This is a genomic window from Patulibacter brassicae, from assembly GCF_033949425.1.
GTDB lineage: Bacteria > Actinomycetota > Thermoleophilia > Solirubrobacterales > Solirubrobacteraceae > Patulibacter > Patulibacter brassicae.
Window position 1 is genome coordinate 38497 of record NZ_JAXAVX010000014.1, and the last position, 24173, is coordinate 62669.

At 75.9% G+C, this 24173-nt stretch carries 19 protein-coding genes; 13 read left to right on the plus strand and 6 right to left on the minus strand.

What is annotated here, in order from left to right:
- Nucleotides 1-3: 3 nt before the first annotated feature.
- A complete protein-coding gene (locus tag SK069_RS17745) occupies nt 4-444 on the minus strand; it encodes a hypothetical protein (RefSeq protein ID WP_319955595.1) in 441 nt (146 codons plus the stop codon).
- 197 nt (nt 445-641) lie between these two features.
- Here SK069_RS17745 and SK069_RS17750 point away from each other — a divergent pair, with 197 nt between their 5' ends.
- Both SK069_RS17750 and SK069_RS17755 read left to right on the plus strand, forming a co-directional pair.
- Nucleotides 642-1658 (plus strand): chorismate-binding protein, encoded by a 1017-nt coding sequence (locus SK069_RS17750; RefSeq protein WP_319955596.1) that lies wholly within the window; start codon nt 642-644, stop codon nt 1656-1658.
- Between the two features lie 272 nt (nt 1659-1930).
- Nucleotides 1931-5320 carry an HtaA domain-containing protein gene (locus SK069_RS17755; protein WP_319955597.1) on the plus strand — a complete coding sequence of 1130 codons (3390 nt, stop codon included), beginning with the start codon at nt 1931-1933 and terminating at the stop codon, nt 5318-5320.
- 61 nt (nt 5321-5381) lie between these two features.
- Here the strand turns inward: SK069_RS17755 and SK069_RS17760 are convergent, their stop codons facing one another.
- On the minus strand, nt 5382-7754 hold the full coding sequence (locus SK069_RS17760) for a glycoside hydrolase family 31 protein (RefSeq protein WP_319955598.1): 2373 nt from the start codon (nt 7752-7754) through the stop codon (nt 5382-5384).
- Nucleotides 7755-7957: 203 nt separating this feature from the next.
- Between SK069_RS17760 and SK069_RS17765 the strand changes: the two genes are divergently transcribed.
- The 4 genes from SK069_RS17765 (at nt 7958) to SK069_RS17780 (ending at nt 13851) form a co-directional block, all read left to right on the plus strand.
- Nucleotides 7958-10462: a glycosyltransferase gene (locus SK069_RS17765; RefSeq protein WP_319955599.1), complete on the plus strand. Its 2505-nt coding sequence runs from the start codon at nt 7958-7960 to the stop codon at nt 10460-10462.
- Nucleotides 10463-10541: 79 nt separating this feature from the next.
- Nucleotides 10542-11693, plus strand: a complete 1152-nt coding sequence (locus SK069_RS17770) for a glycosyltransferase (protein WP_319955600.1) — start codon at nt 10542-10544, stop codon at nt 11691-11693.
- Nucleotides 11690-12523 (plus strand): DUF2334 domain-containing protein, encoded by an 834-nt coding sequence (locus tag SK069_RS17775; protein WP_319955601.1) that lies wholly within the window; start codon nt 11690-11692, stop codon nt 12521-12523. Before SK069_RS17770 ends, SK069_RS17775 begins: the two co-directional genes overlap by 4 nt.
- The gene (locus SK069_RS17780; RefSeq protein WP_319955602.1) at nt 12520-13851 is read left to right on the plus strand and encodes an MGH1-like glycoside hydrolase domain-containing protein; all 1332 of its coding nucleotides are present in this window, start codon (nt 12520-12522) and stop codon (nt 13849-13851) included. The genes SK069_RS17775 and SK069_RS17780 overlap by 4 nt, the downstream gene beginning before the upstream one ends.
- Here SK069_RS17780 and SK069_RS17785 read toward each other — a convergent pair.
- Complete coding sequence (locus tag SK069_RS17785) at nt 13838-14479, minus strand: DUF47 domain-containing protein (protein WP_319955603.1); 642 nt, start codon at nt 14477-14479, stop codon at nt 13838-13840. The two genes, SK069_RS17780 and SK069_RS17785, sit on opposite strands and share 14 nt — an antisense overlap.
- 129 nt (nt 14480-14608) lie before the next feature.
- Here SK069_RS17785 and SK069_RS17790 point away from each other — a divergent pair, with 129 nt between their 5' ends.
- From SK069_RS17790 to SK069_RS17820, 7 genes are all read left to right on the plus strand, one after another.
- On the plus strand, nt 14609-14968 hold the full coding sequence (locus SK069_RS17790; RefSeq protein ID WP_319955604.1) for a winged helix-turn-helix domain-containing protein: 360 nt from the start codon (nt 14609-14611) through the stop codon (nt 14966-14968).
- A 167-nt stretch (nt 14969-15135) separates the two neighbouring features.
- Nucleotides 15136-16269, plus strand: a complete 1134-nt coding sequence (gene pstS / locus SK069_RS17795; protein ID WP_319955605.1) for a phosphate ABC transporter substrate-binding protein PstS — start codon at nt 15136-15138, stop codon at nt 16267-16269.
- A 95-nt stretch (nt 16270-16364) separates the two neighbouring features.
- Nucleotides 16365-18356, plus strand: a complete 1992-nt coding sequence (gene pstC, locus SK069_RS17800) for a phosphate ABC transporter permease subunit PstC (protein ID WP_319955606.1) — start codon at nt 16365-16367, stop codon at nt 18354-18356.
- Entirely contained in the window at nt 18353-19234 is an 882-nt protein-coding gene (pstB, locus tag SK069_RS17805; RefSeq protein ID WP_319955607.1) for a phosphate ABC transporter ATP-binding protein PstB, read from the plus strand. Before pstC ends, pstB begins: the two co-directional genes overlap by 4 nt.
- 120 nt (nt 19235-19354) lie before the next feature.
- Nucleotides 19355-20104: a phosphate signaling complex protein PhoU gene (gene phoU / locus SK069_RS17810; protein ID WP_319955608.1), complete on the plus strand. Its 750-nt coding sequence runs from the start codon at nt 19355-19357 to the stop codon at nt 20102-20104.
- Nucleotides 20105-20168: 64 nt separating this feature from the next.
- The gene (locus SK069_RS17815; protein WP_319955609.1) at nt 20169-20996 is read left to right on the plus strand and encodes a response regulator transcription factor; all 828 of its coding nucleotides are present in this window, start codon (nt 20169-20171) and stop codon (nt 20994-20996) included.
- Between the two features lie 24 nt (nt 20997-21020).
- Nucleotides 21021-21374 (plus strand): hypothetical protein, encoded by a 354-nt coding sequence (locus tag SK069_RS17820; protein WP_319955610.1) that lies wholly within the window; start codon nt 21021-21023, stop codon nt 21372-21374.
- 71 nt (nt 21375-21445) lie between these two features.
- Here SK069_RS17820 and SK069_RS17825 read toward each other — a convergent pair whose 3' ends face one another.
- Genes SK069_RS17825 through SK069_RS17835 form a run of 3 tightly spaced genes read right to left on the minus strand, consistent with a single transcriptional unit; the run spans nt 21446 to nt 24050 of the window.
- A complete protein-coding gene (locus tag SK069_RS17825; protein ID WP_319955611.1) occupies nt 21446-23359 on the minus strand; it encodes a lytic transglycosylase domain-containing protein in 1914 nt (637 codons plus the stop codon).
- On the minus strand, nt 23356-23721 hold the full coding sequence (locus tag SK069_RS17830) for a hypothetical protein (RefSeq protein WP_319955612.1): 366 nt from the start codon (nt 23719-23721) through the stop codon (nt 23356-23358). The genes SK069_RS17825 and SK069_RS17830 overlap by 4 nt, the downstream gene beginning before the upstream one ends.
- Nucleotides 23718-24050, minus strand: coding sequence for a TadE/TadG family type IV pilus assembly protein (locus SK069_RS17835; protein WP_319955613.1), 333 nt, complete (start codon nt 24048-24050; stop codon nt 23718-23720). Before SK069_RS17835 ends, SK069_RS17830 begins: the two co-directional genes overlap by 4 nt.
- Nucleotides 24051-24173: the final 123 nt, after the last annotated feature.

Consider the following 24173-nt stretch of genomic DNA (forward strand, 5'->3'; position numbering starts at 1 on the left):
CGGTCACGAGCTGCGGGTGGTCAGGTCGGGGCTCGAGGAGGCGGCGTCCCCGGCGCTCGCCGCGGCGGAACCGGCGTCGCCGGAGCTCGTGCCGTCGTCCCACGAGCCGTCGCCGTCCGCCGTGGCGCTCGACGCGTCGCCGTCGTCCTCGGACCCCGTCGTGGCACCCGACGTCGCGTCGCTCCCGTCGCTCGTCGTCGTGCTCGTCGCGGCGCCGGAGGCGACCGTGCCGAGTCGCGGGTCGTCGCCCGACGCCACGCGTGCGCCGAGCAGCACGAGGACCACGAGGAACGTGGCGGCAGTCGAGCCGGCGGTGGCGATCGCCGCGCGCCGGCGGAAGCGGCGACGCTGCAGGGCACGCGCCAGGCGAGCGCGCTCGCCGGCGTCGCCCGGGGGCGCCGCGTCGCGCTCCGGGGCCGGCGGGTCGGGGGTCACGCGGTGCATGGGCCGATGGTCCGCCGCCGGGATGAGGCGGACGTGAGCACGGGCCGAGAGGCCCGTCCGGAACGGCTGGGAGGTTCCTGAGCGGCGGACCGCCAGCGGCGCGCGGTCGCCGGCGGGTCTGCGGGCGAGACCTTCCGGAGCGGTCGCCCGTCCGCTGGGATCGACCCGAGCCGCGGTCCCGGCTAGCGTGCCGGGGCGTGCCCGCCCGACCACAGCTCCCGCGCGCCCGCTTCGGCGACCTCCTCGCCGAGGACCTCGTCGCCGTCACCGACGACCCGGCGGTCGTCGACCGCGGTGGTCGCTGGGCGGTCGTCGTCGACTTCGAGGGCACGATCACCGCGGCGCGCTTCCGCACGTGGCGGCGCGCCGACGCGACGGCCGACGCGGTCGGGGGCCGCTGGTCCGGGGTGCCCGCCAGCCGCTGGGACAGCTCGCTCGGGCCGCTCGCCCACGCCGAGGGCGTCGACGAGATCCGGGCGAGGATCGCTGCGGGCGACGTCTACCAGGTGAACCTCTGCCGGGTGCTCGAGACGCCGCTGGACGACGGGACGACGCTCCACGGCCTGCACGCCGCCCTCGCGGCCGCGCACCCGGCGCCGTACGCGAGCCACGTCTACCTGCCCGAGCACGACCTCGACGTCGCCTCGGCCTCGCCCGAGCTCTTCCTGCGCCGCGACCGCGAGCACCTCGTGACGCGGCCGATCAAGGGCACCGCGGCGACGGCCGACGCGTTCCTGGACAAGGACCGCGCGGAGAACGTCATGATCGTCGACCTCATGCGCAACGACCTGGGACGGGTCTGCGTGCCGGGGAGCGTCCGCGCCACGGCGCTCTGCGCGCCGGAGCACCACCCCGGGCTCGTGCACCTCGTCTCGACCGTCGAGGGCACGCTGGCGGACGACGTCGGCTGGGGCGAGATCCTCGCGGCGACGTTCCCGCCCGGCTCCGTCGTCGGCGCCCCGAAGCTCGCGGCCCTCGACGTCATCCGGCGGCTCGAGCCGGTGCCGCGCGGCCCCTACTGCGGGGCGATCGGCTGGATCGACGCCGACGACGACCACGCCGAGCTCGCGGTCGGCATCCGCACCTTCTGGCGCAGCGCCGGGACGCTGCGACTCGGCACCGGCGGCGGCGTCACGTGGGACAGCGATCCCGAGGGGGAGTGGCGCGAGACGGAGCTCAAGGCGCGGCGGCTGCTCGCCGTCGCCGAGGGCTGAGCCGCGTCGGCGCTGCGCGTCGGTGGCGTGCCCGATCACCGACGGGACGGGCCGGCGGGGAAGCTTGTAAGGTCGGCCTAAGAACTGCTTCGGCCCGGTGGTGGGGGTGATCCCCTCCCTCGGTGTCCGCGAGTGGTTCGCGACCTCGTCTCGGCACGACATCGCGTACAGCGTCCGCTGGTGCGTCGATGGCGCACGCCCCGACGGGCCGGAACGTCCGGGCGGCGCCGTGCGCGGCCCGGTTCACGCCAGCGCACCAGGAGAGCCCCCTCGTGATCGACCACGTCCCCCCTTCCGCCCGGTCATCGGCATCGACCGGAGCGCCGCGGATCGCCGCGTGCGTCTCGCTCCTCCTCGTGCTCCTCCTCGGCACGGCCGGCACCGCCGCGGCCGCGCCGACGCCGATCACGGCCGGGGCGGGCCTCGACTGGGGGCTGAAGGCCTCTTGGCGCACGTACATCGGGACCGCCGGGACGACGCTCTCCGACGGTGCGACGTACGACGCGGCGTCCGGCCGCTTTCACTTCCCCGTGACGGGCGGCAGCTACGACCCCGAGACCCGCGAGACGACCGTCCAGTTCGGCGGCACGGTCCAGTTCCTCGGGCACTGCGAGGGCGAGGGCGGGACGCACGTGCGTCCGTGCGCCCTGGACACGACGCTCTCCGCGCCGCGGATCGAGCTGACCGGCGACGGTGGGTTCCTCTACGGCAAGATGGTCAGCCGGCCGATCGACGGCGGCGAGCTCGAGGACCTGCCGGACGTGCAGATCGCCGCGCTCGACCTCGAGGACGCCACGCCGGTGGTCCAGTCCGGGAAGGTCACCTGGGACGGACTCGAGGCGCGGATGGCCGCCGAGGGCTCCAAGGTTTTCACGTACGCGATCGGCACCCTGCTGGACGCGGTGAGCCTCGGCTACGACGGGGATGGCGGCACGCCGGCGCTCGAGGAGTGGGCGACGCCGTCCGAGGGGCGCTACACCGAGACGAAGCTGCCGATCGGCGGCACCGGGCGGTTCGTGGCGACCACGCGGATCGGCAGCGTCGGCGGCGGGATGCTCGCGGTCCGCTCCGACACGTACGGCGTCGGGGTCGTCGACGCGCGCACGCTGAAGGCGCCGAGCGCCGACGCGTTCGTCAGCGGGCCCGGGAACTACCTCGCGCTCGACACGCTCGCCGTCGACCCCAAGGCCAAGGCGATCTTCGGCGTGCGAGCCGAGGGCGACGGCGCGGTCGTCCGCTTCGCCTGGGACGGCTCGGCGCTCACCGGCGGCGCCATCCCCGGGTCCGAGCGCGGCCCGGACGCCCACACCGACCCGTCGTTCAAGGGCGCCGGGGTCTGGGACGCCGCCAACGACCGCTACCTCTACGTCCGGCAGCTCCGCACGAGCCAGGTCCAGACGCTGTGGGAGGCGAAGGCCGCCGGCGGCGCATGGGGCGTCCGCGAGATCGGTCCGATCCGCGGCGAGAACGGCCGGCCGCTGCCCCAGCGCGTGGCGAGCCTGACGCCGATCCCCAGCGGGCAGCAGGGCGGGCCGGTCCATCTGGCCGCTGCGGTCTGGTCGGGCGACCGGCCGACGCTGCGCGTCGTGCTCGAGGACGACGGCGCGACGGCGTCGCCGATGCTCGCCGACGATGCGGAGACCCCCGGCGTCTCGCAGCTCTGGCGCACCGACAACGGCATCTACGCGCTCGCCGGGTCGGACCTCCTGTGGTACCCGGTCGGCAAGGGGCCGTGGGGCACGATCGGCCAGCCGCAGCGGGTGGCGCTGCCGCGCGGCGACCTCAACCGCCGCGGCGACTGGAACGCGGTCGACCCGGCCACCGACACGTTCGTGTCCGCGACCGGCGGACTGCAGCGGATCGCACGGGTCCGCGCCGGCGTCTTCCAGCACGACTTCGCGGTCCCGAGCCTGCCGGACGGGCTGGGGTACTGGAACCACTCGGTCCTCGGCCTCGATCCGGAGGGTGACCTCCAGGTCACGTCGATCGAGGACGACGCGCTGCTGCGGCTGCACCACGAGGGGACGACCCCGCAGTTCGGCACGCAGCCGCAGGAGCAGGTCACGCAGATCCGGCAGGACGGCGCCCGCGGGACCGCGACGTTCACCGCGACCGCGGCCGGCGTCCCGGCGCCGACGCTCCGCTGGCAGGCCCGTACGCCGGGCGTCGCCGGCTGGGAGGACCTCGTCGACGGCGAGCACGTGCAGGGCGCCGCGACGCCGACGCTCACCGTCCGGGTCGGCGCCGAGGACGGCGGCCGGCAGTACCGGGCGGTCGCGTCCAACCAGGCCGGGGCGGTCGCCAGCGCCCGCGTTCGCGTCGACGTGCAGACCCTGCCCGGGATCTCGGTCCAGCCGGACGACGCCGACGTCGTCGAGGGCGCCGACGCGCGGTTCCAGGTCATGCCGATCGGCAACCCGGACCCGGAGGTCACCTGGCAGCGCCGGGTCGGCGGCTTCTGGCAGACGATCGATCCCGAGGACGGAGACGTCCGGATCGCGCGCGGCGTGCTGACGGTCCCGTCGGCGACCGCCGAGCAGCACGGAAGCCTCTTCCGCGCGAAGCTCGTCAACGCCGTCGGGACGACGTTCAGCCGCGCGGTGCGGCTCGGGGTCAGCGGACCGCCGACCTCGCCGACGACGATCCGCGGCGGCCACGTCGACTGGGGCTTCGCGGCCCGCTGGCGCTGCTACGTCGTGGGGCAGGTCGCTCGTGGCGGGGTCGTCGTGGACGGCGGGATCGCCCGCAACCCCGGCACGCTCGCCAGCGGCCCGCTCTGCACCGACAACGCCGGATCGGAGAGCTTCCGCTTCGCGGTCACCGGCGGCAGCTACGACCCGGCCGGCGGCCGGCTGCTGGTGCGGCTCGCCGGCACCGTCCGGTTCTGGGGTCACGCGCACCACGTGCCCGGCAGCGACGTCCCGCAGCTGGACACGACGTTCTCGAACCTCCGGATCGAGGGGCAGGGCGACGTCGTGGCGCTGCGCGGCGACGCCGTCGGCGCGACGATGGAATCGCCGACCCCGACGGCGCATCGCGACGTCGAGATCGTGCGGGTCCGCGTCGCCGGGACCGGACCGGTCGTCCGCGACGGCGCGCTCACCTGGACGAACGCTCCGACGACGCTGACCGCCGACGGCGCGGCGATCTTCGGCAGCTACGCGGAGGGGGAGGCGTTCGACCCGCTGTCGCTCGCGGTCAGCGGCGAGCCGACGACGCCGCAGCCGCAGCCCGAGCCGCAGCCCCGGCCGCCCGCGCCCGATCCGGCGCCCGTCCTGCAGGTGACGCAGGTGGTCGAGCGGCTGGTGCCCGGGCCCAGCGGCCCGCGCCGGCCGACCGTCGCGCGTCGCGCGTCGCGGTTGCGCCTCGACGCCCGCGGCGGAGCGACCCTGGCGACGGTGCGCTGCCCGGAGGGGACCACGGCCTGCCGCCTGCGCCTCCCGTCCCGGGTGGCGGTCCGGATCGCCGGCAAGCGGCACCGGGCGGCGGTGCGGGGCGCGGGGACGGTCGCCGCGGGCACGCGCAAGGCCGTGCGCGTCCAGCTGCCGACCGCGGCGCGCCGCAGCCTCCGGGGGCGGGCGACCCGGCTGCGGATGGCGGTTCGCGTCGACCACGGCGCACAGCGGACGACGCGCACCATCGCGGTGACCCTGCGGCGCTGAGCCGGCCGGCCGCTCCACCGCGACCCGCGGATCCCAGGTCCCTGTTCCGGTGGAGCGGCGCTCACCGCTCCGCGGTCGTGACGTCACGGCCGTCGGGCGGCTCCCACCGGCCGTCGCGCCAGCGGACCGCCGCGCCGTCGGGCAGCAGTGCGACCGCGCGGCCGCGATCGGGACGGCCCCAGAGCGTCGCGACGTACGGGCGCTCGGCGGCCGGCACGTCCCCGAGGCCGCGCGCGACGTGCTCGAGCGGGTGGCTCACGACGATCGCGCCCGACCGGACCCAGACCGGCGTGCGCTCGAGCGGCGCCGCGACCGGCACCGGGGGGTCGCCGCGGCGCGCGACGACCTCGCGCCCGCTCCAGGTCTCGACCCAGCGGCCCTCCGGCAGCGGCACCGTCCGGCCGTCGCTGCCCTCGTCGACGATCGGCGCGACGAGCAGCGACGGCCCGTAGCCGAACGCGTCGGGCACGCCCCAGAGCCGGTCGTCCCCCGGGTCCAGCCACGCCAGCGGCCGCACGATCGGCACGCCGCTGCGCGACGCGCTCCGCGCCGCGGCGAGCACGTAGGGCACGAGCATCTCGTGCAGCAGGGCCGCCCCGCGGAAGAGGTCGAGCGTCCGATGGTCGTAGGTCCACGGCTCCTGCTCCAGCCGCGCGTGGGCCTGCATCAGCGGGGTGAAGCAGCCCAGCTGCGCCCAGCGGACGAGCAGCTCGGGGCTGCAGCGGGCCACGCCGGCGTCCCCGAGGTAGCCGCCGACGTCGTGCGACCAGTTCGAGATCCCGGAGTGCGCGGCCGAGATCGTCGCCGCCAGCAGGACCCGCAGCGACCAGAAGTCCGACGCCTGGTCGCCGGCCCAGAGCATCCCCGTCGCCTGCTGGCCGGTCCAGCCGGAGCGGCCGAAGAGCACGCCCTGCCCGGGGTGGACGCGCTCGAGCGCGCGGCGCATGGAGCGGCGGTAGTCGTCGCCCCACCGCCAGGCGCGGGTGGCGCCGGTCGTGCCGTCGGCGAAGCGGACCGTCTCCGGGAGGTAGTAGCCCTCGCCGTCGTCGGCCTTGATGCCCTGCACGCCGAGCGCGAGCGTCGTCTCGGCCTGCGTCCGCCACCACGCCTCGCCGGGCCCGGTGAAGTCGATCGGCGAGCCGCGGCCCATCCACCACTGGGCGAGGTACGGCGCCCCGGCGACCGGCAGGTCCTCCAGCGCGTCCTCCTCGCCGGCGAGCGCGTCGCGGACGGCGGCCAGGTGGTCGGCGGCCTCGGTCGCGGGCGGCCGGACGTACGCCCCCGTCCGCGCGCCCTCGGCGTACGTCTCCGCCGATCGGGCGTGCAGCCGGATCGACGCCGGGTCCGGCGGCGTCTGGCCCCCGACGGCGTCGACGTTGACCCACGGCGTGACCCACACCACCGTCCGCACGCCGTCCTCGCGCAGCCGGCGGAGCATCCCACCGAAGTCCGGCAGCTGGTGGGGGTTCGGGCGCCAGGTGTTGTACTGCGTCTCCCACGGGGAGTCGAGCACCACGGCGTCCAGCGGGATGTCGTGCCAGCGGCAGCCGCGCACGTCCTCCTCGACCTGGTCCTGGTGCTCGTGGACGTCGCGCGACTTCCAGAAGCCATAGCCCCAGTCGGGCAGCAGCGCGGGCCGGCCGGTGGCACGCTGGAAGGCGAGCAGTCGCTGGACCGGACCGGGGTGGACGTGCAGCACGAGTCGGAGCGGACCGCTGGCGCTGCGCACGCTCGCCGAGGCGGCTCCGGCGTCGAGGTCGAAGCGCGTGCCGTTGCCGGCGGTGTCCAGCCACGCGGCCCAGCCGTCGGAGGACTGGAGGAACGGGACGGGGGCGTAGTCCCCCTGGGGGACGCCGCCGGCCGCCGCCATCGCCGGCGAGCAGCCCGGCCCGAGGTAGCGCCGGTCGGCGCCGAGCTGGATCCGACGACCCGCGTGGTCGACGGACGGGTGATGGCGGGCCCCGAGCCCGGCCAGGCGCGTGCCGCTCGCCGTCGCCCAGCGCGCGCCGATCCGCAGCGGCGGGTCCTCGGGCGTCGTCGTGCCGTTGGGGTCCTCCGGGTCCCGTCCGTCGACGGTCAGCTCGACGACGACGACGTCGTCGGCCGGGAGCCCGACGCGCAGGGTGCCGCGACGCCCGCTCGCCGCCCGCAGCGCGAGCGTGCCGCCCGCGGCGCCCGCCGCCCGGGGGAGGGCGCCGAGGCCGACGAGCTCGTCCTCCGGCTCGAGCCGCTCGTGCGCCACGACGCCCTCCGTCACGCGGACGAAGCGGTCGTGCACCGTCCCGTCGCGCGCCCAGGGCGTGATCGACAGCGGCGCGCCGGGACGACCGTCGCGCTCGACCACGACGCGCAGCGGGTCCGCCGTGATCCGCACGCGGACCCGTCCGCGCGCGAGCTCCAGCACGACCGGGGAGGAGGTCGGGACGGCGGCCACGAGGCCCCATGCTCGGCGTCGCGCCCGCGCTCGCGGTGAACGCTCGGTGAACGTCGCACGCTCGTGGAAACCTCCTGCAAGGGCCGGGGTTGCGGCGGGGTTGCGGCGGGCTCCGGATCCCCTTCCGGCCTTCACGCCATCGTCACGAGTCGGTCACGAGGCCGTCACGAGGACGCCGTCCACGAGGCGGACCCTTGCGGGGCATGAGCACCCCGCACGGCAACGCCCCCCAGCCAGGACCGAGCGACGACCACGGGCTGAGCGCGCTCGAGGCCTCGGCCTCCGACGCGTCCCGGATCCCCCCGGCGCTGTCCCGGGCCGACCTCCACGTCCACACCACGGCGTCGGCCTACTCGAAGCTCGGCGTGCAGCGCTCCGTCGGCATGCCGGAGTGCGCCACGCCGCCGGAGGAGGCCTACGAGGTCGCCAAGCGGCGCGGGATGGACTTCGTGGCCGTCACCGACCACGACACGATCGCGGGCGCCCTGCAGATCGCCGACCGGCCCGACGTCATCGTCGGCGAGGAGCTGACCGCCTGGTTCAAGGGGGAGCCCTGCGCCGTGCACGTCCTCTGCCTCGGCATCACCCAGGACGACCACGACTGGCTCCAGGCGCACAACCACGACGTCGTGCGCTGCGCCGAATACCTCCACGGTCGCGAGATCACCACGGCGCTCGCCCATCCCTTCTACTACGTCGAGGCGCCGCTGACCGCCCGTCACCGCCGGCTGCTCGCCGAGCTCTTCCCGATCTGGGAGGTCCGCAACGGCTCCCGGGCCCGCGAGCTGAACGCCCCGGCCGCGACGTACATCGACACGCACGGCGGGATCGGGATCGGCGGCACCGACGACCACGCCGGCGTCGACATCGGCCGGACGTACACCGAGACGCCGCTGGCCTACGGTCCGGCCGAGTACCTCGCGCACATCCGCGCCGGCCGCTGCGTCGCCCGCGGGATCCAGGGGGGCGCGGCGAAGTGGTCGCACGCGGCCATGGGGATCGCGATCCGCGCGCTGGGCCTGGGGGAGGGCGGCGAGCCGGTCGCCCGTCCGCGGCCCGAGGCGATGCTGAAGATCGTCAGCCGCGTCATGAGCGAGGGCGACGTCCGTCGCGGCGAGCAGGAGCAGCAGCGCGACATCGGCCCCGAGGACGCGCGCTCGATGCTCCGGGCCTGGCTCGACGGGGTCGGGCTCCAGCACCTCGGCGCCGACGAGCTCCTGGCGATGTTCCAGGAGGAGGGCTTCGACCACGCCGACCTCCAGCGCCGCGCGACCCGCGCGCACGAGCGCAAGCTCGTGACCGCGGTCGAGGGCGTGCTCGACGCGGTCACGTCGCTCGACGGCAGCGAGGAGGCGGTCGCGGCCGCCGGGGAGCGGCTGCCCGAGCTCGGCGGCGAGCTCCTCGACGCGCTGGTGCCGGTGATCCCGTACGCCCCCTCGACGGCCTTCCTCGGCCGGGAGCGGCGCAAGCTCAAGCCGCGGATGGACGGCGAGCGCCCGCGCGTGGCGCTGATCGCCGACGGCATCGGGGGGATGCACGGCGTGACCCACACGCTGAACACGATCCGCGAGCGCGGCGTCCCCGGCTTCGACGTCGAGGTCATCGGCACCGACCACAACGTCGACCGGCGGCTCCCGGCCGTCGCGGAGGTCGACATCCCCTTCTACGAGGGCCTGCGGCTCGGCGTCCCGAGCGTCCCGGCGCTCGTCGAGGAGCTCTCCGAGGGCCGCTACGACGTCGTCCACCTCTGCTCTCCCGGGCCGGCGGGCGTCGTCGGCCTCGGCCTGGCGAAGCTCCTCGAGCTGCCGCTGCTGGGCAGCTACCACACGGAGCTGGCGACCTACACCGGCCTGCGCTCGGCCGACCGGCACCTCGAGCAGTGGGCGACGCTCGCGCTCGGGGCCTTCTACGGCCAGGCCGACGTCGTCGTGACGCCGAGCCCGCAGAGCGACGAGGCCGTCCGCGCCCTGGGCATCGCCGAGGACCGGATCGGCCGCTGGGACCGCGGCGTCGACGTCGAGCGCTTCAGCCCGGCCCGTCGCGACCGCCGCCGGCTGGCGATCGCCGCCGGCCACGAGGTCGCCGACGCCGGCGACGACCACGTCTACGTGCTCTACGCCGGGCGCCTGACGAAGGAGAAGGGCGTCGACCTGCTGGCGGAGGCGTTCCTCGCCGCGCGCCGCCGGGATCCGCGCCTGCACCTCGTGCTCGCCGGCGGCGGCCCCGAGGAGGAGCAGCTCCGCGCCCGGCTCGGCGGACACGCGACGTTCCTCGGCTGGCTCTCGGGCGACGACCTCGCCGACGCCTACGCGAGCGCCGACCTCTTCCTCTTCGCGAGCCGCACGGACACGTTCGGGCAGGTCCTGCTCGAGGCCCAGGCGTCCGGCCTGCCGATCGTCGCGGTCGACGAGGGCGGGCCCCGGTCGCTCGTCGCCGACGGCGTCAGCGGGTTCCTGCGACCCGCCGCGGCCGACGCGCTGGCGGAGGCGCTGCTGGCCCTCTCCGCCGACCGCCGCCTGCGCGAGCGGCTCGCGGCGGGCGGGCTCGCCGCGGTCGCCGATCGCACCTGGGACGCGGCCCTCGGGCGGCTCGCCGCCGGCTACCGCCGCGCGCTGGCCGCCGGCACCCTGCGCGCCGCCCGCCGCGACGCCGAGGCGGCCGCCGCCCGCGAGCTCGTGCGGCCCGCCGGGGAGCGCCGGGTTGCCTGACGCGGTCTCGCTGGCGGACCGGCGCGCGCGGCGGCGGTCCACCGGCACCGATCCGGCCGTCGCGGACGGCGCTGCGCCGGTGCCGATCGCCCGGCCGCTCGACGGCGAGCGGCCGGGCCCGACGCGGCGTCACGGACGGCGGCTGCGGATCGTCGACGTCACGCTCTGGTACGGCGAGCGCTCCGGCGGGATCAAGAGCTACCTCGACGCGAAGCGGCGTCACGCCGCCACGACCGGCGCGTTCGAGCACCACGTGATCGTGCCCGGCGAGCGCGACGGCCACCACGACGGCATGCACCGGATCCGCGGCGTGCGCGTGACCCGCAACGACTACCGCCTGCCGCCGGGCGGCCGGGGGCTGTGCCGCACGATCGCCGAGCTGCGCCCGGACGTCGTGCTGCTGCACGACCCGTTCTGGACGCCACGGCAGGCGGTCGCCGCGGCGCACGCCTCCGGATCGCTCGTCGTGGCGGTGCACCACGGCTCCGCGGCGCTCGACGCCGCCGGGATGCCGGGTCCCGACCTGCTCTGGACCCCCGTGTTCCGCGCCTGGATCCGGCACGCCTACCGGGCCGTCGACGCCGTGATGTCGGTCGTCGACCCGACACCGGACAGCGGGCGGGGGGCCGATCTGCCCCTGCGGCTCGGGCTGGACCCCGCGTTCCGGCCCCGCCCGGAGGTCGTCCGCGGCGACGAGGTCCTGTACCTCGGTCGGCTCTCGCGCTCCAAGGGCGTCGGCGACCTGCTCGACGCGGCCGTCGGCGCGGACTGGCGCCTGCGGCTCGTCGGCGACGGGCCGTGGCGGACCGGGCTGCCCGCGGAGATCGCGACGCGGGGCCTCTCCGAGCGCGTGACGCTCGAGCCCTACGTCGAGGATCGCGCGGCCGTCGCGGCGCGCTACGCGCGGGCGGCGTGCGTCGTCATGCCGGGTCCGAACGAGACGTTCGGGCTCGTCGGGCTCGAGGCCGCCGCGACCGGGGCGCCCGTGGTCTGCTGCGCGGGCGCGCCGTCGGCGGCGCGGATCGGACCGCTGGCCCACCGGTTCCCCGCCGGGGACGTGGGCGCGCTGCGCGCGGCGGTCGACGCGGCGCGGGCGCGCGGCGCCGCCGGTGGCGATCCGGCGCTCGGTCGGCGGATCGCGTGGCGCCACGGCTGGACGACCCTCTTCCACGAGGAGCTCGTCGACCTCGTCGCCCTGCTGGAGCGCGCGGAGCGGAGCGTCGCGGCGTGAGCCGGCTGGTCGGCCTCGACGGCACGGGCGCAGCCGGCGGGCGCGCGCTTCGTGGCGCGTGGCCGACCGCGGACGCCGGACCGCGCGGGTCCGGATCGGCCGCCGGCCGGCACCGGGAGCCGCAGCGGCTGGCCGTCTCGATCCACGAGATCGAGCCCGCCACCTGGGAGCGCTGCGCGCTGCTGCGCGAGTGGCTCGCCGATCACGGCGTGCGGCGGGTCGCGCTGCTCGTCGTGCCGGCACCGGACCTGCATCCGTTCGACCGCCGCAGCCCGTCGCTGCGCGACTGGCTCGCCGATCGGCTCGCGGACGGCGACGAGATCGTCCAGCAGGGGTTCTGCCCGGGGCGCGGCCGGCCGTCCGGCGAGGGCCGCTGGCGGGGCGTGCCCCGCGTCGGGCACGCGGGACCCGGCGAGTTCGCCCGGCTCGACGCCGAGGAGACCGCTCGGGCGCTCGACGCGGGGCGCCGGATCCTGCGGGCGGCCGGCCTGGCGCCCGCGGGGTTCGTGCCGCAGGGCTTCGCGTACACGGCGCCGCTGCACGCCGCGCTGCGCGAGCGCTACGGGTGGTGGGCGACGTCGGCGGCGATCCACGCCCCGGCCGGCGCGCCGCTGCACGCGCCGGCGCTGGACCTCGCCGGTGCGGACCCGGTCGCGCGGGCCGCGGGTCCGCTGCGTCGCCGGGTCCTCGCCGGACGGGCGGCGCTGCTGCGGATCGAGCTGCATCCCGGGGACCTCGACCACCCGCGGCGCGTCGCCGCGGCGGAGTCCCTGCTGCGGCGCCACGCGGGCCGGCCGGCGGTCACCGGCAGCGAGCTCGTCGGGGCATGACGGACGCGTCGCGGACCGTCGACCGGCTCGCCCGCGAGACGCTCGCGGCGAACTGGCGCAGCGGCGTGCGCGAGGGCGTGCCGTACGGCTACACCTGCCCCGCGACGCCCCGCTACCGCCACCAGTGGCACTGGGACAGCTGCTTCACCGCGATCGCGTGGTCGCGCTTCGACGGCGACCGGGCCCGCGAGGAGCTGCGCACCGTGCTGCGCAGCGGCGACCCGCGGATCTCGCCGGCGGTGCCCGCCGGGACCCGCCGCGGCACCGGGTTCTCGGGGTTCCTGCCGCACACGACGTTCTGGGACCGCCCGGCGGGGTGGCGGCGCGCGCCGTTCTACGCCACGCGGGAGCGGTGGGGCGGCCTGGCCACGGCGTCGATCGGGCCGCCGCTGCTGCCGATGGCCTGGGAGCGCGTGGCGACGGCGACCGACGACGCGACGTTCGCCGCCGAGGCGCTCGAGCCGCTGGCGGCGCATCTCGACTGGCTCGGCCGCCACCGCGATCTCGCGGGCGACGGCCTGCTCACGATCCTCCTGCCCGACGAGTCCGGGCTCGACGACAGCCCGCAGTACGACGGGCCGTTCCGCGGCCTCGCCCACGACGGACCGGGGTACTTCCGCCTCGTCGAGCGCGTGCGCCGCGCCGGCTACGACGCGCACCGCCTCGCCGACCGGCGTCCGCACCACGTCGCCGACGTGTGGACGACGACCGCCTACGCGCTGTCGCTGCACGCGATGGCGCGGCTCAGCGGCGACCGGACGTGGGCGACGCTGGCGGCGCGCAGCGAGCGGGCCCTCGTCGAGCGCTGCTGGGACGAGTCGGCGGGGCTCTTCCGCGACCTCGCCGGCCCCGGCCGTCGCCCGGTGCGGGTCGCGACGTGGTCGGGCCTCGCGCCGCTCGTCCTGCCGGGGGTGCCCGAGCCGATCCGCCGCCGGATCGTCGAGGAGCAGCTCCTGGACCGCCGGCGCTTCCGCGCCGCCGTGGGCGTCCCGTCCGTCTCCCAGGCCGAGCCGTCCTTCCGCCCGGCCTTCGACCGCTGGCGCACCTGGCGCGGCCCGTCGTGGGTCAACGTCTCGTGGCTCCTGCTGCCGACGGTCGCCGCCCTGGGCTACGAGCGCGAGGCCGGCGAGATCGCCGCGTCGCTCGTGACCGCCGTCGCGCGCGAGGGGCTGCGGGAGTACTACGACCCGCGCGACGGCCGCGGGTACGCGGCACGCGGCTTCGGCTGGTCGGCGCTCGCCTGCGATCTCGCCGACGGCGTCGCGGGCCGCTGGCCCGCACCGGTCGGCGGCGCGGCGCCGGTCCTCGGGCCCCTCAGCGGCGCTTGAGGGCGATGCCCTCGAGGTGGTGCGCGACGGTCTCGCACGCGTCGATGGTGTCCTCGAGCGCGCCGTAGAGGTCCTTCCAGCGGATGACGAACAGCGGATCGAGACCGAGCTCGAAGAGCGAGCCGATCGCGTCGCGGCTGATCCGATCGCCGTCGTTCTCGAGCCGATGGATCTCGACGAGGTACGGCGCGAGGTCGCCGTCGCGGCGCAGCGCGGCGAGCGCGAGCGCCAGCTGCTCGCCGCAGCCGACGAGCAGCTCGGCGAGCTGCTGGGCCTGCTCGGTCGTCGCCTCGACCCGGTACACCGCGAGCATGTCCGCGACCGCCTCGGCGTCGTCGATGACGTCGTCGAGGGCCGTGGCCAGCCGGAACCCGTCGTCGATCTCGAACGGGCGGTCCGCCGCGCCGGCGTGGCGTCGCTCGCTCAGCCGGTGGATGAGGTCGTGGGCGATCCGGTCGCCCTCGCGCTCGCAGTCGACCATCGCCTGCGTCCGCGCCCCGGCGCCCTCCGGGTAGTCCCGGACGAGGTCCCGCAGGAGCAGGGTGGCGCGCTGGATCGCGCGGCCGTACTCCTCGAGGAGGTCGAACAGGGCACCGTCGCCGGTGCTCGCGCGCAGGAACTGGACCATCGCTGCGCTCGACGCTACCCCGCGCGGCGCGGTCCGCCCAGCGACGCCCGACCGGTTTCACGTCCGGTTCACAGGTGGTTCACCGACCGGTAACCCGACCCGGCGCGGGCCCCCGGACACTCGTGACCGATGACGACGGCCACTCGTGCGACCGACCTGCCCGAGGCGTCCGACGGCCTGCCGCTCCGCGTGGCGCACGTCGAGATCCGTCCCCGGGAGGGCATGGCGATGGTGGGCGACCGCGCGGTGGCGCTGTCCGTCCGCGAGTTCTCGCTCCTCACCGCGCTGGCGCGGCGCGCGGGCCACGTGATCGCCCGCGAGGAGCTCTTCTCCACCGTCTGGGGCGGGTCGCTGCGACGCGGCGACCGCTCGATCGACGTCTACGTCCACAAGCTGCGGCAGAAGCTCGAGGCCGCCTCGCCGGGCTGGACGTTCATCCACACCCACGTCGGCTTCGGGTACCGCTTCGCGCCCGAGCCGGCCGTCTGAGCGGCGCGTCGACCGATGGGCTCCCAGGCCCCGCTCCACGGGCGATTCCGGGCGCCGTTCACAGCGCTTTCACACCGAGTCCACACCCGAGTAACAGGATGGTGGCCAGGCACTGACACGCTGGCCGCCGTTCACGAACCCTCGAACGAGAACACCAAGGAGACCGCGTGCGCATTCGTACGTTCACCGCGATCGGCGCCTCTGCCGTCCTCGCCCTGGGAGTCGCCGCCTGCGGCTCCGACGACGATTCCAACGACTCGGCCTCGACCGGCTCGAACGGCGCGTCCACCACGGCGTCCGCCGACCTGAGCTTCTCCGGTGCGGTCAACGCCGGTGGCTCGACGTTCGCCAAGCCCGTCTACGACACCTGGGGCGCGAAGCTCAAGGGCAGCGGCCTGACGTTCAACTACGCCGGCACGGGCTCCGGCGCCGGCATCGCGGGCGTCACCGACGGCACCCTCGACTTCGGCGGCTCCGACTCCGCCATGGACGACGAGGAGCTCGCCGCGGCCGAGAAGGGCAAGGCCGGCGAGGTCGTCCACGTCCCGACGTTCTTCGGCGCCGTCGTGGCCGCCTACAACGTCAAGGGCATCGAGACGGGCCTGAAGCTCGACGGCGAGACCCTCGCCGACATCTACCTCGGCAAGGTCAAGCGCTGGAACGACCCGGCGATCGCCGGCCAGAACGACGGCGTGACGCTGCCGGACGAGCCGATCAAGGTCGTGCACCGGTCCGACGAGTCGGGCACCACGAAGGCGTTCCTGTCCTACCTCGGCGCCTACTCCAAGGAGTGGGAGGACGGCCCGGGCGTCGACAAGTCGGTCAAGTGGCCGACGGGCACCGGCGCGAAGGGCAACGACGGCGTCGCGGCCGCGGTCAAGCAGACCGAGGGCGGCATCGGCTACGTCGAGCAGGCCTACGCGCTGCAGAACAACTTCAACTACGCGAGCCTGAAGAACTCGGCCGGCAACTACATCGAGCCGACGCTCGAGTCGGTCTCGGCCGCGGGCGACGGCGTCGAGGTCCCGGCGGACCTGCGCTTCGCGATCGGCAACGCCCCGGGCGACCAGACGTACCCCGACGCGTCGGCGACGTTCGTGATCGTCCCGAAGGACCTCTGCAAGGCGGGCAAGACCGAGGCCGTGGCCAAGGACGTGAAGAACTTCCTCACGTACGGCCTGACGGACGGCCAGGAGGAGGCCAAGCAGCTCGCCTACGCGCCGCTGCCCGCCGGCGTCCTCGCCAAGGCGAAGGCCGCCGTCGACTCCCTCGAGTGCAACGGAGCACCGATCGCGGGCTGATCGCCCCGACGTGACGTTCGCCGACCCCCGCGCGCCCCGGCGCGCGGGGGTCGAGGCGTCGCTCCCGGCCCGCCGCACCCCGACCCACGCTGCCGATGGAATCCGCCACCGTTCCCACCTCCGACGCCTCCAGCCGCCTGCGCGCCACGCTCGCACGCCAGAAGACGGGCTCCTGGCTGGACCCGTGGGTCAAGCGCGCCCTGACGGGCCTCGCGGGACTGATCTTCGTCCTGCTCGCGTACTTCCTCATCAAGCTCGCCTCGGAGTCCGAGCCGGTCTTCTCGGCGTACGGCTTCACCGACTTCATCTTCAAGGTCGACTGGCTCCCCTCGCAGGAGACCTTCGGCGCCGGCGCCCTGGTCGCCGGCACGCTCATCACCTCGGCCGTGGCGCTCGTCATCGGCGTCCCGGTCGCGGTCGCCACGGCGCTCTTCGTGACCGAGCTCGCACCGGCCCGGTGGCGCAGCTGGATCTCGGGGCTGCTCGAGCTCCTCGCCGCCGTCCCCTCGGTGGTCTACGGCCTCTGGGGCTTCCTCTTCCTCGCGCCGAAGATCGAGCCGGCCGAGCAGTGGTTCTCGGACACCTTCTCGTTCCTGCCGTTCGTCGGCGGCGAGGTCTCGGCGGCGAACTACTTCGTCACCGGCCTGATCCTGGCGATCATGATCATCCCGATCGTCTCCGCGATCTCGCGCGAGGTCATGGCGACGGTGCCGCAGGACCACAAGGAGGCGGCCCTCGCCCTCGGCGCCACGCGCTGGGAGATGATCCGCACCGCCGTCCTGCCGTACTCGCGGGCGGGCATCGTCGGCGGCTCGATGCTCGGCCTCGGCCGCGCGCTGGGCGAGACGATCGCCGTCGCGATCCTCATCGGGGGCGCGACCTCCGGCGTCGGCGAGTCGATCTTCTCGCAGGGCTCGACGCTCGCGTCGGTCATCGCCCTCGAGTTCCAGGAGGCCACGGCCGATCCGGAGCACCGCGCCGCGCTCATCGGCGCCGGCCTGCTGCTCTTCGCCGTGACGCTCGTCATCAACGCGATCGCCCGCGCGTACATCACGCGCTCGGAGACCCGCCTGCAGCGGGCCGAGCGCGACGCGAAGCGCGCGACGGAGGCGATCGCGGCCGGCGAGCTGCCGAAGGTCCGCCGTCGCCGGCAGCTCCTCCCGCGGATCGAGCTGGCGACGTCGCTCGAGGCGCGCCAGCGCGTCGACAAGGCGGCCCGCGGCACGATCGGCGTCCTCACGGCGATCGCGCTCCTGCCGCTGGCGCTGCTGCTCGGCTTCCTCGTCGTCCGCGGGGGCGGGGCCCTGAGCTGGGACTTCTTCACGACCGACCCGACGGGCGCCGCGGGCGCCGTGAGCAACGCCGAGCGGTTCCTCGGCGGGGCGGCGTCGAGCTCCGGCGCATCGGCCGACCTGGGCGGCATCCGCTCGGCGATCCTCGGCACGCTCGAGGTCGTCGGCATCGCCGCGGCCGTCGTCGTCCCGGTGGGCATCGCGGTCGCGGTGTACCTCGTCGAGTACGGCGAGGGCACGCGGTTCGGGAACTTCGTCCGCTACCTCGTCGACGTCATGACCGGCGTCCCGTCGGTGGTGTTCGGCCTCTTCGTCTACATCACGCTCGTCGTGAGCCAGGTCGGCGGCGTCCCGTTCGCCGGCTGGAAGGCCGCGGTCGCCCTCGGCTTGCTGATGCTGCCGATCGTCATCAACTCCGCCCTGCCGGTGCTGCGGCTCGTGCCCCAGCAGCTGCGCGAGGCGGCCCTCGCCCTCGGCGTGCCGCGCTGGAAGGTCATCCTCCGGATCGTCCTGCCGACCGCGGCGCCGGGCCTCGTGACGGGCTCGCTGCTGGCGATCGCCCGCGCGGCCGGCGAGACGGCCCCGATCATCTTCACCGCCGGCGTCGCCACCGCGCTCGCCGGGGATCCGAACGGCCCGCTCAACACGCTGCCGGCCCAGATCTACGCCGACGTGACCGCGTCCTCGTCGGCCCAGCACGACCGGGCGTGGGGCGCTGCGCTCACCCTCGTCGTGCTGATCCTCCTCCTCAGCCTCATCGCCCGCCTCGCCCAGCGCAGGAGCCGCATCGCATGACCTCCCCGAACCCCGACAACGCCGCCATCCGCGACCTGGAGGAGGCCGTGAGCGACGCGCCGACGCCGCTGCGTCCGCTCGACTCGGGCGCGGCGACGCCCGCCGCGGCCCCGACCACGGGCACGGGCCACACGGTCACGCTGAAGGGCGTCAAGTCGTTCTACGGTGACGCGATGGCGGTGAAGGGCGTGGACCTCGAGTACCGCGCCAACGAGGTCACCGCGATGATCGGCCCGTCGGGCTGCGGCAAGTCGACGCTGTTGCGCTCGATCAACCGCATGCACGAGGAGATCCCGGGCGCGCGCGTCGAGGGCGAGATCCTCCTCGACGGCGTCGACATCAACGCCGCGGGCACGGACGTGGTGGCGATCCGCCGGATGATCGGCATGGTCTTCCAGCGGCCGAACCCGTTCCCGACGATGTCGATCCGCGAGAACGTCGCGGCCGGGCTGCGGTTCAACAAGATCAAGGACGTCGACCACGACGAGCGGGTCGAGTGGGCGCTGCGCGGGGCCGGCCTCTGGGACGAGGTCAAGGACCGCCTCGACGCCCCGGGCGTCGGCCTCTCGGGCGGCCAGCAGCAGCGGCTCTGCATCGCGCGCACGATCGCGATCAAGCCCGACGTGATCCTCATGGACGAGCCCTGCTCGGCGCTCGATCCGATCGCGACGCTGAAGGTCGAGGAGCTCATCCAGGAGCTCAAGCAGGAGTTCACGATCGTCCTCGTGACCCACAACATGCAGCAGGCCGCCCGCGTGGGCGACCGCACGGCGTTCATGTACCTCGGCGACCTCGTCGAGGCGGGCCCGACGGACAAGATCTTCACGAACCCCGAGGACCCCCGCACGGAGGAGTACGTCTCCGGCAAGTTCTCGTGAGCCGCGGTCCGGCCGTGCGGCCGGGGCCCGGGCGCGCCCCGGGCCACCGCCGGTGGACCGGCACGACGAGGCGCGTCGCGGTCCCCGGTCCGCGACCGGGAACGGACTAGGGTGAGCCACGTGGCGACCACGCGATCGCAGTACCGTCAGGAGCTCCAGCAGCTCGAGGCCGCGTGCCTGGGCGCGCTGGACCTCGTCGTGCGCCAGGTCGAGCGGGTGACCGAGGCGCTGGAGCACCAGGACGTCGAGCTCGGGACGTTCGTCATCGCCGACGACGACCGGGTCGACGGCCGCTACCTCGAGGTGAACCAGGGCGCCCTGTCGCTCTTCGCGCTCCAGGCGCCCGTCGCCGGCGACCTGCGGCTCATCGCGAGCCTCATGCACGTCGCCAAGCACTTCGAGCGGATGGGCGACCAGTGCGTGAACATCGCGAAGCTCATCCCCCTGACGGGCAACGACCCGCCGCGGCGGGACGAGGTGCTCAAGCCGATCCTGCGGATGGGCGTCCTCGCGCGGGACGAGGTCGTCCAGTGCCGGCAGGCGCTCGAGCTGCGCGACGTGGAGCTCGCCCACGACATCGTCCGGCGCGACCAGGAGCTCAACGCGCTGAACCGCGAGGTCTTCCGGCTCGCGATCGAGCTCGGGGACGACCTCGACACGCGCGAGTGGCTCATGACGATGACGATGGTGGCCCGCGCGTTCGAGCGGATCGGCGACAACGCCGTGGACATCGGCGAGCAGGTCGCGTTCGTCGTCGAGGGGCTCTTCCCGGAGTTCGGCGAGCGCGGCGAGGTCCGCCGTCGCGCGGTGAGCGGCAACGACGCCCCGCCCGGCAGCACGCCGGGCGAGCCGCCCGCCGACGGGTTGTGAACAGGCTGTGACCGTTGGCGCCGCGGTGGAGGAATCGTCCGGCCGGCGTCTACACTGGCTGTCGATGCAGGAGCCAACCTCCGCTTCGGCCACCGCACCTGCCGGTGGCGGCGTCATGCGCGTCGCCGTCATCGACACCGACAGCGGCTTCCTCCAGGTCCTCGGCAAGCGGTTCGAGCGAGCGGGCTGGCAGCGCCGCGTGCTCGCGAGCCCCGTGCCGGTGGAGGATCTCGTCGCGATGCGCCTCAGCGCGCTCGTCGTGGACGTCGCCGTCCTCGGCCCGCAGTGCTGGGAGTACGTCGAGAAGGTCGCCACCCGGATGCCGGGCCTCGGGATCCTCGTCTGCACCGGGCAGTCCAGCGTCGCCCAGCGCGTCCGCGGTCTGCGGCTCGGCGCCGACGACTGGGTCGGCAAGCCGTGCCACCCGGAGGAGCTCATGGCGCGGATCGAGGCCGTCGTGCGGCGCCGTCGCCGCGCCGAGCCGGCCGCGAAGCAGGGCCCGCGCGTCTCCGGCGAGCTCGAGATCCGCAACGACCAGTTCCAGGTCTTCGTCGCCGGCCAGTCCGCCGAGCTGACGAAGCGCGAGTTCGAGCTCATCGACCTCCTCGCCGCGGCCGAGGGCCGCGTCCTGGAGCGCGAGGAGATCTACCAGCGCGTCTGGGGCTACGCGATGGCCCGAGGCGACCGTTCGGTCGACGTCTTCGTGCGGAAGCTCCGGCAGAAGCTCGACAAGGCCTCGCCGGGCTGGCGCTACATCCACACGCACTTCGGCGTCGGCTACCGGTTCGCCCCGGAGCCGGAGGACCTCCCGGTCGCCGAGCCGCAGCGCGAGCTCCGTCCCGTCGACGTCCCGGTGGACGCCGACGAGGCCCTGCAGACCGCTGCGTCGTAGCCCCGCGGGTCGTAGGCTGTGCCGGTGACCCGTGGCGCCCGCACCGTCGTCATCGTCCTGCTCCTGGCGACCGCCGTCTGGGCGGTCCCCGGCGGCGGCACGACCGGCGAGACGATCTCCACGGCGCTCTCGACGCTCATCATGGCCGCGATCGTCCTGCTCGGCGTCCGGCTCTACCGCGAGGGCCGGGGGCGGATCGAGCTGCTGGGGGACTCGCACCGCCTGCTGCTCTACGCGTCGATCGCGATGATCGTCGTCGCCTTCGCGGCCCGCGACGGCATGATCAGCGACGGGGCCGGCACGGCGCTCTTCATCGTCCTGCTGGTGTCCGCCGCGGCGATGCTCTACGCCGTGTTCCAGCGCTGGCGCGAGGTCTGATCCGCGCTCCCCGGTGCGACCCGGGTCCGCGCCGCGCGTCCGATCGTCGGTCGCCGCGCGTCGAGCCCGGGTCACGCGATGAGCCGGATCGCGAGCGCGTCGGCGAAGCCGCCGGTCGGGTCGTGGCCGCGCATCATCGCGACGATGACCGCGACGTAGTGCTGGGTCTCGCGGTAGGGCGGGATGCAGTTGCAGCGTCCGACGGCGCCCTCGCCGGCGTTGTACGCCGCCAGGGCGAGCTGGACGGAGCCGAATCGGCGCAGCAGCCCGCGCATGAGCCGCGCCTGGGCGTCGATCGCCCGCTCCGGATCGAACGGGTCGCGCAGCCCCATCGCGCGCGCGGTCGCGGGCATGAACTGCGCGATGCCCCGCGCGCCCGCCGGCGAGACCGCGCGCGGGTCGAACCCCGACTCCTGGCGCAGCTGCGCGGCGAGGAGCGCCGCCGAGACCTGGTGGCGGATGCTCGCCGCGCGGAGCGCGTCGCGGTACGCGGCCGGCACCCACCCGGGCAGGGCCCCGGCGGATGCGGGTCGCGGACGGGCGCCGGGGCCGCGCGTCTCGACGGTGCTCCCCACCGCCCGCCGGAGCTCCCAGTGCCACGGTTCCCAGGCCATCGGCTTGACGAAGCCGAACCGCGGCGCGTTCGCAGCGAGCCAGCCGTACGAGGCGGCCGGTCCGAGGTCGAGCGCGATCCCGAGCCGGTGGTTGCTGCGGCCGGGCGGGGCGACCATCCGCGGGTTGGGGTTGGCCGCGAACAGGCGCGCCTGCTCGGCGTTGGAGCGGAAGCCGCTGACGACCGTCAGCGGGACGCCGTCGCGGGAGGCCGCGCGGGCGAGCCGGTCGTAGGCCTGGGCGACGTCGGGCCGCATCGGCTGGCCGTCGCGGCGGGCGAGCGCGCCGTCGTACTCCGCGCCGGCCGCGGCCTCCTCGAGCGTCGGAGCGGGCGGCGTCAGCTCGGCGGTCGCGCTGACGGAGCGGTCGAAGGACACGCCGTGCACGAGCGTGCGCCCGCCGGCGCGGACGCGCACGACGAGCGGGCCGCCGTCCGTGGCGGCGTCGCCGGCGTCCGGGAAGTCGACGCGGACGTCGTCGAGGCCGTTGCGGGCCGCGGTGGCGGCGGCGGCCGCGACCGCCCGGCGCCGGTACGCGTCGGGACTCAGCCGGGCGGGTACCCCGGCGCGATCCGGCCAGTCGGCGCGCATGCGGTCGGCGGCGGCGAGCGCCGCCAGGTCGACCGTGCGCTGGCGGTCCTCCCGCGAGCCCATCGCGGCGGCGACCCCGCCGAGCGCGCCGACGACGAGCAGCACGACCAGCAGGCCCGAGACGAGCAGCGGCAGCGCCTGGCCGGCCTCGCCCTCGTCCGCGCCGACGCAGGCGCGTGCCGTCCACCCGCCGCGCAGCAGCGCGCGCGAGACCGGTCCGGCCGCGCCCGGCAGCGGCCGGACGTCGATCGCGTGCCGCGCCATCGCCGCGCGACAGGCACGGCGGGCGGCGTCGGACCCGTCCACGAGGACCTCGCGGCGCTGCTCGAGCAGCGGGACGAACGGCGCGCCCCACGGTCCGGCCAGCACGACGACGAGGCCGACGCCCACGTCGCGGAGGCGGGCGATCGCCGCCACGGCCTGGGCGTCGTCGCCCGGCAGGGCGACGTGGGCGAGACGCCCGCGCGCGGTGACCTCGACGCCGCACGCCGCGGCCGCGCGGGCGGCGCGGCGCGCCCCCGCGGCGGCGACGCGCGTCTCGGGGGACGTCGTCCCGGGGTCGGCGCCCGTCCAGCACGCCACGATCTCGGCGCCGCGGGCCGCGGCGGCCTGCGCGCCGGCGAGCGCGGCGCGGTCCGGTCGCGCGAGGACGAGGGTGAGCGTCGACCGCTCGGGGTCGGCGGCCTCCGGGAGCGCGCGGTCGCGCGAGGGACCGTCGGTGCGGGCGGGCGGCACCGCGTCGCGCGCGTCGCCCGGCCGCAGGAAGAGGCGCCGCACGGTCATCGGCCCTCCTCGGCCCGACGGGCGTCGACCGTGCGCTCCGCGTCGAAGCGGCCGACGAGCACCCGGGGGCCGGCGGCGCGCACGCGGACGGTGATGCGCGATCCCGTCACCCGGACCCGCAGCCGGTCGCGGGGCACCGCGGGGACGGCGCCGCGCGCCGCCGCCACCGGATCGCGCCCGGCGATCCGCGCGATCCCGGCCGCGTGCGCCGCGACGCCGGCGGCCTCGCCGGCCCGCCGGGCCTGGAGGGCGACGACGATGGCGGTCGCGACGACGAGCACGAGCGGGGCGAGCGCGACGACCTCGACGCTCGCCTGACCACGCTGCCCGGCCCGGGCCCGACGCGCGCGCGGCGCGGTCATCGCTGGGGCTCCAGGTGCGCGCGACCGGTGACGCGGCCGAGGTCGACCGGCAGCACGCGGGGGATCGGCAGCGCCACGACGACGGCGTCCTCGCGACGGACCACGCGCGCGGCCGCGCCCCCGAGGGGCGCGGCCCGCCGAACGGCGACGACGGGGTCCTTGCCGACGGCGGCCGCGCGCGCGCCGGCGCGGGCCGCCGTCGTGGCCGACCAGGCCGCGTACCCGGCGAACGCGGCCTGGAGCATCGAGAGCACGAGCAGCCCGAGCACCGGGAGCGTCGCGACGAGCTCGACCGACGCCTGCCCGCGCGTGGGGTGGGGGAGCGGCATGGACGCCAGCGTCGCCGTCCGGCCCGTGTCGGCTCCAGCCCCCGACGGTGGCGGTCGCGCGCCGAACCGGTGTCGACATCGCGCCGCGCGCGGCGGCCCTCGCTCGGCCGCGGCGGGCCCGTC